The following is a 14,896-nucleotide window of genomic DNA, read 5'->3' as shown; positions in this document are numbered from 1 at the left end:
GAGGATGATGGCTGGCCATGGCGCAGAACCGCTTCTGGAGATTGGATGCGCGCCCACAGGGGCACGATTTTGCCAGCGCCCTGTCGCTCTGCACCGAAACGCTGGCGCCGCTGGGCGATGGCGAAGTGCGGATCGCGGCCGAATACCTGTCGATGGATGCCGGCACGCGCATGTGGATGAGCCCGCGCACCGATGGCTATCAACCGCCCCTGCCGCTGGGCGCCAAGATGATGGGGGTGGTGCTGGGCCGGGTGAGCGAGAGCCGCGATCCGCGCTTTGCCAGCGGCACGCTGGTGCGCGGCTTTGGCCAGTGGGCGCAGTTCAGCACCGTCATGCCCGATCCCGCCGGCCTGGTAGCGGTGGACGATGACGTGGCCGATATCCGCCAGCATTTCGGCGCGCTGGGGATGAATGCCTGGACCGCTTATGTCGGCGTGGCCGAAGTGCTGGGCCTGGCCGCCGGGCAATGGCTGGTGGTGTCGGCCGCCGCCGGGGCCACGGGCAGCCTGGCCTGCCAGATCGGGTGCAACCTGGGGTTGCGCGTGATCGGCATTGCCGGCGGGCCGGACAAGTGCCGCTATCTGCTGGAAACCCTGGGGGTTGATCAGGCGATCGACTACAAGAACGAGGATGTCGCCGCCCGCCTCGCTGCAGTCGATGGCGGAGTGCACGGCTATTTCGACAATGTCGGCGGCCCGCTGCTCGATGCGGTGCTGCCCAACATGGCGCATTATGGCCGCGTTGCGGTATGCGGGCTGGTGGCAGGCTATGATGCCGACAAGCCGCTGCCCGGCCCGGCGCGGTTTGACCAGATCCTGATGCGTCGGCTGCGCGTCGAAGGCTTTTTCATTCCCGATTTCCTGCATCGGGGCGCCGAATTCATGCCGCGCCTGCGCGCCTGGTTCGACGCCGGCAAACTGGTGGCGACGATCGATGAAACCGTAGGCCTGGAAAACACCCTTATCGCCTATGATCGCATGCTGACCGGCAAGAGCCTGGGGAAAGTGGTGGTGAAGCTGTGACGCAGACAAGGCTGGCCACCCTGGCCGATCCCCTGGCCGATTACGTCGCGCGGCGCGACATCACCGATGCGCTGCACCGCTATATGCGCGGGCTGGACAGGCTGGACGAGGCACTGTTCCGCAGCGCGTTCCACCCCGATGCCCAAATCGATTGCGGCGTCTATGCCGGCGATCTCGATGGGTTCGTGACTTTTGCGTTTGGCTTTCTGGGGCAGATGCAGGCCAGCCATCACATGCTGGGGCAAAGCCGCATCGCGATCCACGATACCGCCCGCGCCAGCGGGGAAAGCTATTTCCAGGCGTGGCACGGTATCCGCGACGCCGATGGCGCTCCGCGCGATCTGTTCATCGCTGGCCGCTATATCGATGCCTATGCCTGCCGCGACGGGCAGTGGTGCATCGTGCGCCGTACCCTGATCAGCGAATGGGCGACCGATATGGCCGCCACCGGCCAGGCGCACATGAATGCACCGCAAACCCTGCGCAGTGCGCGCGGCGGCCACGATCTCTCGGACAGGCCCGCCTGGTAGGCCCGGTTTACGGGCGCAGCTTGTTCTGCGCCACGCTCACCGCGATAAAGGCCACGATCCCGATCGGAAACCACAGGCCGAACTTGTGGGTCAACAGACCGATCGCAGCACAGATCAGCAGCGCGCCAAAAGGTGTGAGGTTCTTCATGCGCGCTGTCGTAACGTATTGAAATGTGCTTTGGCCACCGTAATTTCCGCGTGCCGAGCCGAACGCAGGTCAGCCTTGTGGCGTCACGGCTTCCAGGGTGGCGATGCGGGCGCGCAGGCGGGCTATCTCATCCTGGAGCGGCTGGGTGATCTGCGCCAGGTCTGCCGCGCCGAACCGGGGCGTGATGTGTTGCGGGCAGTTCCAATCGAACCCGACGATGTCGATCACAAACGCGCGCTCGCCGATGGCGGCATAGTCTGCGGGCATCAGCGCCGCGACATCGTCGGGCTCGCTGGTGGTGCGGGCATGGCCGATCAGTTTCAACCGGCGCCGTGCGGGATAATCCATCAGGAACAGGCAGACGCGATCGTCGGCTGCGAGGTTGCCAGTCGAGAGGAACTGCCGGTTGCCCTGATAATCGGCAAAACCGATGCGGTTGCCGGAAATCCGGCGGAGAAAGCCCGCCGGCCCGCCGCGATGCTGCATATAGGGCCAGCCGTGTTCACTGATGCTGGCGATATAGAAGCTGTCACGCGCGGCGATGAAGTCGAGCTCACGCGCCGTGAGGATATCCGCGTCGCCCGCTTGCGCTTCCATGCGCGCATAGGCGGTGCGCGAGCCGTCCTGCTCTTGCAAGGCGCGGGAGTGGGGGCCGAACATGGTTCGCAGGAATGTCTGTGCCATCAGGTCTCGTCCTTGGTAACCGTGTCGGGCGCGGTCCCTGCGTGCGGGGAAGCGGCAAGGGCGGCCAGCAACGTGGCCTGGAGCCGCGCAACGATGCGTTGGAACGAGGCCGCCTCGTCCAGCGCCCGTGCCAGCACGATCGCGCCCTGGATGCCCGACACCGCTTCTTCGGCAAGCGCGAGCGCCAGGCCCTGTCGTACCCCGCCTTTTTCCAGGCATTGGGCCAGCGCCTTGATCCAGCGCGCAAAATACCCTGCCAACTTACCGGAAAAGGCCTGGCCGGCGCTGTTGAGGCCAAGGCACCCGACGATGCACACCCGCCTGCCCGATCGGAAGTAGGCGGTCACGTCAGCGAACATAACGATGATCGCCGCTTGCGGGTCGGGCCCATCCTCAAGCGGCTGGAAGATCGCGTCTACGAACCAGGCGTCGATGTTGTCGAGCACCGCCGCCATCATTTCCTCCTTCCCGCCGGGGAAGAAGTTGTAGAGGCTGCCTTTGCCCAGGCCCGTCGCCTTGGACAGCACGGCCAGGCTCGCGCCCTCGAAGCCGTGCTCGCGAAAGGCTTCGGCCAAGGCGGGCACCGCGCTCTGGCGATCGGTGAGCACGCGCCGGGTTTTCACAGGCCAAGCTGGCTCAACGAAGGATGATCGTCGGGGCGCCGGCCCAGCGGCCAGTGAAACTTGCGGTCGGCCTCGGCGATCGGCATTTCGTTGATGCTGGCATGGCGGTTGGACATCAGGCCATCTTCGGCAAACAGCCAGTTCTCGTTGCCATAGGCGCGGAACCACTGCCCGCCATCGTCGCGGTATTCATAGGCATAGCGCACGGCGATGCGGTTGCCGGTGAATGCCCACAGTTCCTTGATCAGGCGGTATTCGTGTTCCTTGTTCCACTTGCGCGTGAGAAAGGCCTGCGCCTCTTCGCGGTTGGTCGCGAACTCAACGCGGTTCCGCCAGCGCGTGTCGGGGGTATAGGCCAGCGCCACCTTGGCGGCATCGCGGGTGTTCCAGCCATCTTCGGCCAGGCGCACCTTTTCAGCCGCTGTTTCGGCGGTGAACGGGGGGAGGGGGGGACGGGACACGTCTGTTCCTTTCGGGAAGCCGGCAGCGGTTCCAGCAGCGAGAGCCGTGGATGCAAGACCAGCATTGCAATGATGACGATGGAGCGATCGATCGCTCGACTCAGCACGACTGTGCCTTGTACTGATCAGTACATCATTTGACCGAATGGTACAAACGGAATTTCGTGCTGCGTTCGCGTGGTGTCAGGCCTTGGCCATGATCTGGGCCTTGTGCTCGGCCTCGGCCGTCTCTTCCTGGCCGCGCTGCCGGGCGAAATGGCGGATGATCCATTCGCGGAACAGGTAGATCGCCGGGTCTGAAAGATCTTCGGCATGAAGCTTGAGGTAATAGCCATAGCCATCGCCGGCCACCGCATCGTAAGGCATGACCAGGTTTCCGGCGGCGATTTCGGGGCCGAACATGTCGATATCAGCCAGGACCACGCCCGAGGCGCCAATGGCATAGCGCACAGCGGAAAAGGCAGTGTCAAAGGCCAGGCCATCGGTGCAGTTGAGCGTGAGACGCTGCTGGTCTGCATAACTGCTCCACAGCAGGCCGCGAGGTTCGTTATCCAGCTTCACATGCAGCAGTTCTGCGGAATTGAGGAATTCCTCCAGAGACTTGCCCTTGTGTTGTTCCCATGTGGCGGGCGAGCACAGCGGCGCGACACGCACCATCCACAACAGGTCGGTGACCATGTCGCCCACGTTGGGCCGGTCGAACACGATCGCCATGTCGAGATTGCCCGGCGGCGCGCCCGTCGCGTTGGAGGTGGACACATCGATGCGGATTTCGGGATGCTCGCGGCGGAAACCGTGGATCAGCGGCAGCGCCGTCTGATAGAGCAGCGAGGGCGGGATATGCACGCGCAACGGGCGGCTTTCCATGTCCTGGTTGCGCACCACATTGAGCGTCTGCTCCATGCGGTCCAGACACTTGCTGACCACGGGCAGCAAGACTTCGCCCGCCGGGGTCAGCTTGAGGCCGGAAGCGCTGCGTTCGAACAGCGGCTTGCCGATCAGGTCTTCCAGGCTGCTGACATGGCGGCTCATCGCGCTTTGCGTCACCGTCAGCGCCTGCGCGCCGGCGGTAAAGCTCAGGTAGCGGCCCACCGCTTCGAACGCGCGCAAGGCGTTCAGCGGCAACCAGCGGCGATTGATGAGCCCGTTCGGTCCGATGGTGGTGGCTCCCGTTCTTGGCAGTCCGCCCGGCCGGAAAATGCCGGCACGGCCGAAAATGCGCGTTTCCTTGATCTGCGTCAATTCCATCGGATTTTTGTTGCGCGCCGGCCACGGCGAAAATCGCATGCGGGCATGACTTAATCGGATTCGCGAGAGCCGCGCTGCCCGTGCCAAGACCCATGGTGCCATTTTGAAAGGACGCACAAGGGTGAACCTGGTCGACATCAAGGCCAAGCTTGACGAACGCCGCCCCGGGCACAGCCTGCCCCAGGCGCTGTACAACGATCCGGCCATGTTCGATTTCGACATGACCGCGATCTATGGCCGTTCGTGGCTGATGGCCGGTTTTACCTGCGAACTGCCCGAGGCGGGATCGTGGTCCTCGCTCAAGGTCGGGCGCTGGCCGATCCTGATCGTGCGCGACAAGGGCGGCGCGATCCGCGCGTTCCACAATTCCTGCCGCCACCGCGGCGCGATGCTGTGCAAGGAAGGCACCGGCCGCTCGCCGCGCCTGGTGTGCCCCTATCATCGCTGGACCTACAACCTCGATGGCTCGCTGCTCAGCGCGGCGCGCATGCCGGCCGATTTCGACAATGCCGATCACGGCCTGCGCGAAGTGAAGATCGAGATCGTCGCTGGCGTCATCTATATCTGCCTGGCCGACGATGCGCCGCCGTTCGAAACCTTCCGGCGCGAGATGGAAGCCCTGCTGGCGCCGCATGATCTGGCCAATGCCAAGGTGGCCCATGTCGAAAGCCTGACCGAATACGCCAACTGGAAGCTGGTGCTGGAAAACGGGCGCGAGTGCTATCATTGCCAGGCCTCGCACCCCGAACTGGCGCGCACGTTCCCGGTCAGCGCATCGTCGTATTTCGAATTTGGCGAGGCCGATCACGCCGCGCAGTTCGAGGCGCGGATGCAGGATCTGGGCCTGGCCATGGGCCCGGTGGGCGAGGATTGGTGGCAGGCGATCCGCTTCCCGCTCAACCCCGGTATGCAGACCATGTCGATGGATGGGCAGCCGCTGGTGGCGCGGCCGATGGTGGCGGCGGGCGATGGCGACGTCGGCTCGCTGCGCTGGGCGTTGGAGCCGCATAGCTTTGCCCATGCCGTGGGCGATCACCTGTTCTTCTTCAGTGCCATGCCGGTCGGCCCGCGTGAAACCGTGGTGACGGCCAAGTGGCTGGTGCACAAGGATGCAGTGGAAGGCGTGGACTATGACCGCGCCAAGCTGGTGGAGCTGTGGAACACCACCAACCTGCAGGACAAGGAACTGGCCGAAAACAACCAGGAAGGCGTCGATAGTCCCGGCTACACGCCCGGTCCCTATTCGCCCGAGGCTGAAGTGCTGGTGGTGCGCTTCGTCGATTGGTATTGTGCCAAGGCGCGTGAATACCTGGATATGCAGCTGGGTGCGGCGCAACCCGATAGTGCACCGGTGGCGGCGTCCAAGGATCTTAGCCATGCGGCATGATGGGCCGGGCGTGCGGCCCGAAACCCTGGCCGTGGCGGCAGGCTATGATCCGGCCCAAGCGGGCGGCGCGGCAAAGCCGCCGGTCTATCTGACCAGCACGTTCGTTTACGAATCCGCCGCCCAGGCCAAGGCCATTCACGAGGCCTATTTCGATGGCACCGGACCGGAAGTGGGCCAGACGCACCATATCTATGCCCGCCTCGGCCATCCCAACCTCGACATGCTGGAAAGCCGGCTGGCGGCGGTGGACGGGGCAGAGGCGGCCGCAGTATTCGCCTCGGGCATGGCGACGCACAGCGCGATCGCCCTGGCGCACTTGCGGCCAGGTGACAGCGTGCTGCATTCCCGCCCGATCTATGGCGGCACCGATGGCCTGCTCAACCAGTTCATGCCGCAATGGGGCGTGACCACGGTGGACATCACCGATGGCTGCAACGCCGACCATGTACGCGCCCAGGCCGACCAGGCGCTGGCCGCCGGGCCGCTGGCGATGATCGTGATCGAAACCCCGGCCAATCCCACCGCCGCCATCACCGACCTGCCGATGATCGTGGCCCTGGCTGACGAGATCGGCGCGCGCACCGGGCGCCGCCCGGTGGTGGTGTGCGACAATACTCTGCTCGGCCCCTTTGCCCAGCGCCCGATCGCGCTGGGGGTGGACCTGTGCATGACCTCGCTTACCAAGTATTGCGGCGGGCATAGCGATCTTCTGGCCGGCGGTGTTTCGGGCAAGCTGGACCTGATCGCGCCGCTGCGGCTGTTGCGCACTACGCTGGGCAGCCACCTCGATCCGTTCACCAGTTGGCTGGTGCTGCGCTCGATGGAAAGCGTGCACGTGCGGTCGGAACGGGCGATGCACAATGCCCGCGTGATCGCCACGTTCCTGCGCGATCATCCCAAGGTGGCCGGCATCACCTATCTGGGCTTCCTGCCCGAAGGATCGCCGCAGCGCGCGGTGTTCGATCGCCAGTGCAGCGGCGCGGGATCGACTTTTTCCTTCCATCTCAAGGGTGGCGAGGCCGAGGCGTTCCGCCTGCTCGATGCGCTGCGCCTGATGAAAGTGGCGGTCAGCCTGGGCGGGTCGGAAACCCTGGTGTGCCATTCGGCCAGCACCACGCACTATGCCGTGGCGGCGGACAAGCGCCTGGCCGGGGGAATTACCGATGGCACCATTCGCATGTCGGTGGGGATCGAGCATGAGGACGACCTGATCGCCGACCTGGCGCAGGCGCTGGAGGTGGTGTGAGCGTGGTGGACAGCAACAACGAGGGTTTCACCGGAACCGATGCCCACGCCGTCAATGGCAAGCTGCCCGGCGCCGATGCGCATTACGACCTGGTCGTGGTCGGCGCCGGGCCGGCAGGCCTTGACGCTGCGCTGGAAGCGGCCGCGAACGGCGCCAGCGTGCTGCTCGTGGACGAGCACCCGGTTAGCGCCGCGCAGATGGGCAATGACGTGCCCTATTGGTTTGGCGGGCGGATGACCGGCGCGGTTTCGGCCAAGGCGCGCATGATCGAACAGGTGTTCATGGCCGAGCCGCTGTTCGAGCAGGCGTTCGAGGCCGGCATCGATGTGCAGCTGGGTGTCTATGCCTGGGGCCTGTGGCGCAACCGCGCCAATCTGGGCGCGCTGCCCGAGGCGATGCTGGGTCTGGCCGATGAAGAGCGTTCCTGGACCGTCGGGTTCAAGGCCATTGTTCTGGCCACCGGCGCGCGCGATCTGGCGCTGGCGTTCGATGGCTGGGCGCAGCCTGGCGTGATGGGCGCGCAGGGGCTGCATGCCCTGCTCACGCGCTATGACGCCTTTGCCGGGCGGCGGCTGGTGGTGCTGGGCTCGGGCGATCTCGCGCTCGATACTGCGCAACTGGCATTGGACAAGGGGCTGGAAGTTGCTGCCCTGGTCGAAGTGGCAGACGCGCCGCAAGGTGACGCGGCCAAGGTCGCGGCGCTGCAGGCGGCGGGTGTGCCGATCCGCTGCGCCAGCGTGATCCGGGGGGCGCCTAGCGGCATCGATGGCGTGCGTGCGGCGGTGATCGGGCCGGTATCGGGCGAGGGCGCCGCAGAAACGCTGGAATGTGACACGATCTGCATGGCGGTGGACGTAGTGCCGGCGATCGAGCTGCTCGACGTGGCCGGTGGCCGCATCGTGACCGACAGCGCGCGCGGCGGCCATGTGCCCCAGGCGCTGGCCGGTATGGCGCTGCCCGATGTGTTCATCGCCGGTGATTGCGCCGGGCTGGGCCATGGCCGCGAGGCTGCCGCCGCGCAGGGCCGCGCCGCGGCGCGGCAGGCGCTGGGGCTGGCTGCGCCGGCGCCCGATCACGCGGCGCCCGCAACCGATCGGCTGGCCTATCGCCAGGCATGGCTGCGCGCGCTGGTCGCTGCCACGCCCGATACCGTGCACGTGTGCCAGTGCGAGGAAGTGAGCCGCGCCGATCTGTTGGGGGTGCAGCCGCCGCAGTATCTCGCCCGGCCCGATAAGCTCGGCTGCCGCAGCCTGGAAACGCTGCTGCACGATGGACCGCCCGACCAGGAGCAGATCAAGCGCCTGACGCGTGCCTGCATGGGCGCCTGCCAGGCGCGGCGTTGTCGCGAGCAGGTAGGCATGCTCTTGGCGATGGGCGCCAACCTGCCGATCGACCAGGCGCCCCGCGCCGGCTGGCGCGCACCGGTGCGGCCCCTGGCGCTCAAGGTTCTGGCGGACTGGGACGAGGCCGAGGCGATGCGCGAAGGCTGGGACGTGTGGTTCGGCATTCCCACGCAATGGACGCCCTATCGCGACATCGGCACCGAGCGGGAGGCAATGCACCGCGAGGCGCTGGGCGGCAACATGCACCTTTGATGACGACGGGACGCGACATGACGAAATCGGCAAATGGCGCCTCGGTCATCGTGATCGGCGCAGGGGTGACGGGGCTTTCGGCCGCATGGTGGCTGGCCCGCTCTGGCGTGGACGTGATCGTGCTCGACAAGGGCGTGGTCGGCTGGGAAGCCTCGAGCCGCAACGGCGGCGGCGCTTCGCACTATCAAAGCCCGCTGTTCGATGAAGAACAGCGCCTGTGGCCGATGATGGACGAAATGCTCGGCTATCCTACCGAATACCAGCGCGAGCGGGTGATCATTGCTGTCAGCGAGCGGCAACTGCATCACTATCACTATATCGCCGGCATGTGTGGCGACATGGGCTATCAGGTGGACAAGATCGACGCGCAGCAGGCGCGCGAGATGGTGCCACTGGCGGGTGACAATTGCCTGGGCGGCATCCACCTGCGCTTTGGCGGGCATGCCAACCCGCAGCGCACGGTGCAGGCCTATGCCTGGGCCACGCAGGATCTGGGCGGGCGCATCATCCAGCATTGCCCGGCGCTGCGCATCGAAACCAGCGGGGGCCGCGCCACCGGCGTGGTGACGCCGCAGGGCACCTTTTCGTGCGACGCGCTGGTGGTGGCGGCCGGGCCGCAGATCGCCGGGCTGATGGCGCCGCTGGGCGTTGACGTGCCGCTGGCGGCCGCGCGCGCGGAAATGATCGTGACCGAACCGGCGCCGCTGATGCGCTGGGGCGGGGTGGATGGCAACGGGCTCTATGGCCGGCAGACCCTGCGTGGCAACCTTGCCTATGGCGGCGGGCCGCACGAATGGCTCGATACCGATCCCGCCGGCCCCACCGCGCGCCCATCGACGCCGCTGGCGCGCAACCTGGCGCGGCGCGTGGCCGAATTGCTGCCGGGCGCCGCAAATCTCAACGTGATCCGCTCGTGGTCGGGCATCATCGAGAACACGCCCGATGGGCGCCCGATCATCGACCGGCTGACTCACCCCGAAAACGTCACGATCGCCACGATGTCGGGCGTGGGCTTTGGCCTGTCGCCGGCTTCGGGCCATGCCATCCGCGATCTGGTGATCGATGGGCAGGTCAGCTTTGCCGAGATCGACAAGCTCGCCCTGTCGCGCTTTTCCGACCTGGCGCCCGATTGGCGCAGCCAGCGTGGGTGGGAGGCCCTGGCCAACGCGGCATGAGGCGCTGGCCAATGTCCGTTTGTCTTTGCGCGATCGCGCGGTAGTAAGGTTTCCCGCGCAACCACCCTGCGCGCCTTCCTGCTGTTCGAAAGTTGCACCCCCATGCGCGCATTCCTGTCATTGGCAACGGCTTCCCTGTTTTCGCTCGCCATCGCCGGCCCTGCCCTGGCGCAAGGCGCCGCCCCGGCGGCCGATGCCCCGGTTACGCCGATGACGCCCGATGTGATCGCGCATTTTGACCAGGTGCTGCCCTCGGCCGATTTCATCCGGCGCGAGGCGATGGTGCCGATGCGCGATGGCACCAAGCTCTATACCGTGATCGTGATGAAGAAGGGCACGCGCGGCGGCCCGATCCTGCTCTCGCGCACGCCCTATGACGCCTGGGGATCGACGCACCGCGTGGCGAGCCAGCGCATCGTCGATATCCTGGAAACGATGGACGCCGAATTTGCCGAAGACGGCTATATCCGCGTCTATCAGGACATTCGCGGCATGCACCGCTCTGAAGGCACCTATATCATGAACCGGCCGATCGCCGGGCCGCTCAATTCGACCGGCATCGATGAATCGACCGATGCCTATGACACGATCGACTGGCTGGTGAAGAACGTGCCGGAAACCAACGGCAAGGTGGGCGTGATCGGCTCGTCCTACCTGGGTTTCACCACGCTGATGGCCGAAATCAATCCGCATCCCGCATTGAAGGCTGCCGTGCCGGAAAGCCCGATGGTCGATGGCTGGATGGGGGATGACTGGTTCCACAATGGCGCGTTCCGCGTCACCTCGTTGAGCTATGCCACCACGCAGGTGGTCAACAAGGGCGATGGCGGCGGCGATTTCGCGCTGGGCAAGGGGGATGATTACACCCGCTGGCTGGAAGCGGGATCGGTGGGTGATTTTGCCGCCAAGCTGGGCATCAGCCAGGTTCCCGGCGTGCGCAAGTGGCTGGAAAACCCGGCCTATACGCGCTTCTGGTCGGAACAGGCGGTGGACAAGTGGCTGGCCGCCCGCCCTTTGACCGTGCCGACCATGCTCGAAGTGGGGCAGTGGGACCAGGAAGACAGTTATGGCGCGCCCGCGGTCTATCGCGCGCTGGAGCCCAAGGACAAGAACAACGACATGGTCACCCTGGTGATCGGCCCGTGGCGCCATTCGGGCGCCAACCACGGCGGATCGAGCCTGGGCGCGCTCGATTTCACGGGTGACACCGCGCACGAATGGCGCGTGAAGTATCTGAAGCCGTTCTTCGATCACTGGCTCAAGGATGCGGCCGATCCGCACACCCCGCCGGTGCTGACTTATGCCACCGGCATCAACCAGTGGCAGGAAAGCCCGCGCTGGCCGATGGGTACGGGCCAGGCGCTCTACCTGGGTGCCAATGGCAGTGCCGGCTTTGCCAAGCCGGCGGCGGCCGGGCATGACGATTATGTCAGCGATCCGGCCCATCCCGTGCCGTTCATCCCGCGCCCGGTCGACATGGACGATGGCGCGCAGTGGAAGCCCTGGCTGGTGCACGACCAGCGCTTTGTCTCCGGCCGGCCCGACGTGGCCGAATGGCAGACCGCCACGCTCGACAAGCCGGTGCACATCATGGGCGCGCCCGAGGTGGACCTCTATGCCGCCACCACCGGCACCGACAGCGACTGGGTGGTCAAGCTGATCGACGTCTATCCCAACGACGTGCCCGAGGCCGCCGACCAGGGCGGGCGCCCGTCGATGGCGGGATACGAGCTGCCGATCGGCATCGAGATTTTCCGCGGCCGCTATGCGCAAAGCTTTGCCAAGCCCGCGGCGCTCAAGCCGGGGCAGGTGGTGCACTATCATTGGGCGCTGCCCAACGTGAACCACGTGTTCCTGCCGGGCCACAAGCTCAAGGTGCAGGTGCAGTCCACGCTGTTCCCGCTCTATGACCGCAACCCGCAAACCTTCGTGCCCAATATCATGTTTGCCAAGCCCGGCGACTATCGCAAGGCCACGCAGAGCGTGTGGTTCGGCGGCGACAAGGCCAGCGCGGTGGTGCTGCCGGTGGTCGCCGAATAGCGGTCTCCTGCGCTGGCGGTGGCCTTTTTGGGATCCCCGATGCTGTGTCGGCTGGGGGCAAGGGGCGTGTGCGCGGTAGCGTGCCAGCGCTTTCGCGCCCAGGGCCGATATGGCACAGTGACGCGCAATCCCAAGCCTGTGGCAGACGCGAGGCGTTCAACCCGCTTCGCCTGCTGCGGCGCCGAAGGGAAGGTACGAAGGACTGGCTAACTTGCGCATCGATAAACCCAGGGGGGACAGGGGCCGTAGCCCGGCCGAGACCCCGGAGCCCCCGGTTCATCGCCTCAACCTCAACCTGCTTTATCCGCTCGACGCGATTCTTCATGCGCCGACGCTGACCGAGGCGGGGCGACGGGTAAGGCTCAGCCAGTCTGCCATGAGCCATGCGCTGCGCCGCCTGCGCGACCATTTCGGCGATGACCTCGTCATTCATCATGCGGGTGGGGACCAGCAATTGACTTCCCTCGGCATGGCGCTGCGTAGCGAGGTTCGCCGCGTGTTGCGCGATGTGGACGGGACACTCAACTTCGCATTGTCGTTTGATCCGTCGACCAGCACGGGTACGATCACCGTTGCCGCATCCGACGTGGTCGAGCAGATGTTGCTTGGCCCTGTGGTCCAGCGCCTGTTGGCGGCCGCTCCCGGCCTCGCGATCAACATCGTTCCGCTGGATATCGATGTGCCGCAACGCGCCCTGGATCGTGGCGCCGACTTGCTGTTGCTGCCGGCGGAACTGGCATTGCCCGACCTGGAAACGCTCCCCATCCTTACGGAATATATTTCCTGTCTGATATGGACGGGCCATTCCGAACTTGCCGACCGGTTCGACATAGACGAGGCCCAGTATCGCGGCGCGCGCCACGTCATCGCCGGCGACGAGCGGATGCTGACCATGACGGTCGATCGGAGCACGGCCGACCTGCTCAAAGCACGTCGCATTGCGATGCGCACCAGTTCGCAGGCTGCCCTGCCGGGGATCATCATCGGCAGCGATCTGTTGGCGACCGGCAGCAGTTGGCTGTTTCAGTACTTCGCTTCGATCATGCCGGTCAGGGCCGTCGCGGCGCCATTCGTGCAGGAAGGCGTCGTGACCGTGGCGCAATGGCCAGCCTATCGGCGACGGGATCCCATGCTCGCCTGGTTCGTGGCCCAGATCGAGGCCTACGTCGCACTGTTTTCAGCCAACGTCAGGGCCAGAGATGGCCATTGAACGTGTTCATGCCCGGCATGAACACTTCGAATTTGCGTGTAACCCAAGGGACGCATAGCTTCGGCTTCGACAGCAAAATCCCGCTGGTGCCAAGGGCGCCAAGACAGGGAATGCCGTCGCGCAGGAGGACGGCCGCGGTCGCACCCGATCGGGAAGCGACCGATCTTTCGCCGTAAGGCGAGTCCGTTTTTTGTCACAGGGTCTTGGGTTCACCGGACGGGCAACTGCGCCCGTCTGGGGATGGCGCTCGACCGTGGGGGGAGGGAGTTGCATCGTGCACATGACTGCTAAACGCCGTTGTCTTTTGAGCGCCGCAAGCCTGGGTATTCTCGCGCTGGGGGGCGCCGCAATGCCTTCGACTGCGTCGGCGCAAGGTGCGCTGGCCAGCACGGCCATCGACCTGCCAGCAATGCCGATGGCCGAAGCGCTTCAGGCGATTGCAGCGCGAACGGGTGAGCCGATCAATTACGATACCGATGCGGTCAAGGGCCTGACCTCGCGGCCGATACGCGGTGCGACGGATGCGCAACACGCGGTCCAGGCGGCGATCAAGGGCAGCCACCTTGTGGTCATGCCGGGGGCACAGGAAGGGCTGATTGTCGCCAACGACATCATCGTTACCGCCCGGCGTGACGAGGCGGAAACGAGCGTGCTCGTCCGCCAGGCGACCACGTCTGATCGCAACGGCCTGGGCCTGCGCAATCAACCGCGCAACACCCAGGTCATTACCGCCAAGACGATCGAGGAGCAGCAGGCCCTCAACATCACCGATATTCTGCGCAATGCCGGCAGTGTTTCGGTGCTGTCCAACAGCCCGAACAGCGGCGCCAGCTATACGATCCGCGGCTTTTCCGCTGCGGGCCTGGTCAATGGCCTATCGACGACATCGCAATACGGTGTCAGCGCGGGTGCGGATCAGCCGGTCGCCAATATCGAGCGGGTCGAAATCCTGAAAGGCCCTGATGCGCTGATGGCCGGCTTTGGGAACCTGGGCGGCAACGTCAACGTGGTGACGAAAAAGCCCAGCGCCGAGCAGCGCCTTGCCGTCAGCTTTGATACCGGGTCGTTCGGGCTGGTGCGCGGCGTGGTCGATGGCAATAATGCGATCACCGCCGACAAGAAGCTGTCGGCGCGCTTCATCGCCAGTGCGCAGACGATGGATCATAACTATGGCGGCTATACCGGTGACAAGAGTTGGCTGGTTGCGCCTTCGCTACGCTACAAGGACCGCCTGACCGACATCATCATTGGTGTCAGCATCAACGAGGCGACGAGCGGTATTGGCGCGTTCACGCTGTTCGACAACAAGACGCGGCAACTCATCGATCGCGACCCGTCCCGGCCGATCTACGCGGCTAACCAGGGCATCAAGATCAACACCAACCGCTATTACTTCGAGGCGACGCGGCAACTCGTGCCCGGCATCGACCTCGTCGCGCGTGGATCGCACGATGATACCCTGTTAACGACCCGGGCCGCCAGCGTCGGCTACAGCCGCCAGGGCGCGTTGATAGCTGACACCCAAGG

At 65.4% G+C, this 14,896-nt stretch carries 14 protein-coding genes; 9 read left to right on the top strand and 5 right to left on the bottom strand.

All coding sequences use genetic code 11. The features are described 5' to 3' along the window. Positions 1-17 precede the first annotated feature (17 nt). Complete coding sequence (locus tag C8K14_RS00065; protein WP_107715210.1) at positions 18-1,022, top strand: NADP-dependent oxidoreductase; 1,005 nt, start codon at positions 18-20, stop codon at positions 1,020-1,022. Then, complete coding sequence (locus tag C8K14_RS00060) at positions 1,019-1,552, top strand: nuclear transport factor 2 family protein (protein ID WP_233250817.1); 534 nt, start codon at positions 1,019-1,021, stop codon at positions 1,550-1,552. The genes C8K14_RS00065 and C8K14_RS00060 overlap by 4 nt, the downstream gene beginning before the upstream one ends. A gap of 7 nt (positions 1,553-1,559) precedes the next feature. On the opposite strand, the gene C8K14_RS22825 is transcribed toward C8K14_RS00060, so the two are convergent. The 5 genes from C8K14_RS22825 to C8K14_RS00040 all read right to left on the bottom strand — a co-directional run bounded on the left by C8K14_RS22825 (position 1,560) and on the right by C8K14_RS00040 (position 4,578). Continuing rightward, positions 1,560-1,700 carry a hypothetical protein gene (locus C8K14_RS22825; protein WP_022674645.1) on the bottom strand — a complete coding sequence of 47 codons (141 nt, stop codon included), beginning with the start codon at positions 1,698-1,700 and terminating at the stop codon, positions 1,560-1,562. Between the two features lie 69 nt (positions 1,701-1,769). Then, positions 1,770-2,384 carry a pyridoxamine 5'-phosphate oxidase family protein gene (locus C8K14_RS00055; RefSeq protein WP_107715209.1) on the bottom strand — a complete coding sequence of 205 codons (615 nt, stop codon included), beginning with the start codon at positions 2,382-2,384 and terminating at the stop codon, positions 1,770-1,772. Beyond that, positions 2,384-2,968, bottom strand: coding sequence for a TetR/AcrR family transcriptional regulator (locus C8K14_RS00050; RefSeq protein ID WP_233250851.1), 585 nt, complete (start codon positions 2,966-2,968; stop codon positions 2,384-2,386). Before C8K14_RS00050 ends, C8K14_RS00055 begins: the two co-directional genes overlap by 1 nt. Before the next feature lie 35 nt (positions 2,969-3,003). Then, a complete protein-coding gene (locus C8K14_RS00045) occupies positions 3,004-3,468 on the bottom strand; it encodes a DUF1348 family protein (protein WP_107715207.1) in 465 nt (154 codons plus the stop codon). A gap of 183 nt (positions 3,469-3,651) precedes the next feature. Beyond that, positions 3,652-4,578 (bottom strand): LysR family transcriptional regulator, encoded by a 927-nt coding sequence (locus C8K14_RS00040; protein WP_051146213.1) that lies wholly within the window; start codon positions 4,576-4,578, stop codon positions 3,652-3,654. A 259-nt stretch (positions 4,579-4,837) separates the two neighbouring features. Between C8K14_RS00040 and C8K14_RS00035 the strand changes: the two genes are divergently transcribed. The 7 genes from C8K14_RS00035 to C8K14_RS00005 all read left to right on the top strand — a co-directional run. Then, positions 4,838-6,103, top strand: coding sequence for an aromatic ring-hydroxylating dioxygenase subunit alpha (locus C8K14_RS00035; protein ID WP_107715206.1), 1,266 nt, complete (start codon positions 4,838-4,840; stop codon positions 6,101-6,103). Continuing rightward, positions 6,093-7,349 carry a cystathionine gamma-synthase family protein gene (locus C8K14_RS00030; RefSeq protein WP_107715205.1) on the top strand — a complete coding sequence of 419 codons (1,257 nt, stop codon included), beginning with the start codon at positions 6,093-6,095 and terminating at the stop codon, positions 7,347-7,349. The genes C8K14_RS00035 and C8K14_RS00030 overlap by 11 nt, the downstream gene beginning before the upstream one ends. Continuing rightward, positions 7,346-8,944: an FAD-dependent oxidoreductase gene (locus C8K14_RS00025; RefSeq protein ID WP_233250816.1), complete on the top strand. Its 1,599-nt coding sequence runs from the start codon at positions 7,346-7,348 to the stop codon at positions 8,942-8,944. Before C8K14_RS00030 ends, C8K14_RS00025 begins: the two co-directional genes overlap by 4 nt. A gap of 17 nt (positions 8,945-8,961) precedes the next feature. Further along, positions 8,962-10,119 (top strand): FAD-binding oxidoreductase, encoded by a 1,158-nt coding sequence (locus tag C8K14_RS00020; protein WP_107715442.1) that lies wholly within the window; start codon positions 8,962-8,964, stop codon positions 10,117-10,119. Positions 10,120-10,221: 102 nt separating this feature from the next. Next, positions 10,222-12,159: a CocE/NonD family hydrolase gene (locus tag C8K14_RS00015; protein ID WP_107715204.1), complete on the top strand. Its 1,938-nt coding sequence runs from the start codon at positions 10,222-10,224 to the stop codon at positions 12,157-12,159. Positions 12,160-12,370: 211 nt separating this feature from the next. Beyond that, positions 12,371-13,369 (top strand): LysR family transcriptional regulator, encoded by a 999-nt coding sequence (locus C8K14_RS00010; RefSeq protein WP_082209252.1) that lies wholly within the window; start codon positions 12,371-12,373, stop codon positions 13,367-13,369. A gap of 349 nt (positions 13,370-13,718) precedes the next feature. After that, the coding region (locus tag C8K14_RS00005) for a TonB-dependent siderophore receptor (RefSeq protein WP_158271836.1) at positions 13,719-14,896 on the top strand (1,178 nt) is incomplete at its 3' end.

This window comes from Novosphingobium sp. GV079 (assembly GCF_003058045.1).
GTDB classification, from domain to species: domain Bacteria; phylum Pseudomonadota; class Alphaproteobacteria; order Sphingomonadales; family Sphingomonadaceae; genus Novosphingobium; species Novosphingobium capsulatum.
Note: the sequence above shows the minus strand (reverse complement) of the source record. Positions and strands in the feature narration are given on the sequence as shown.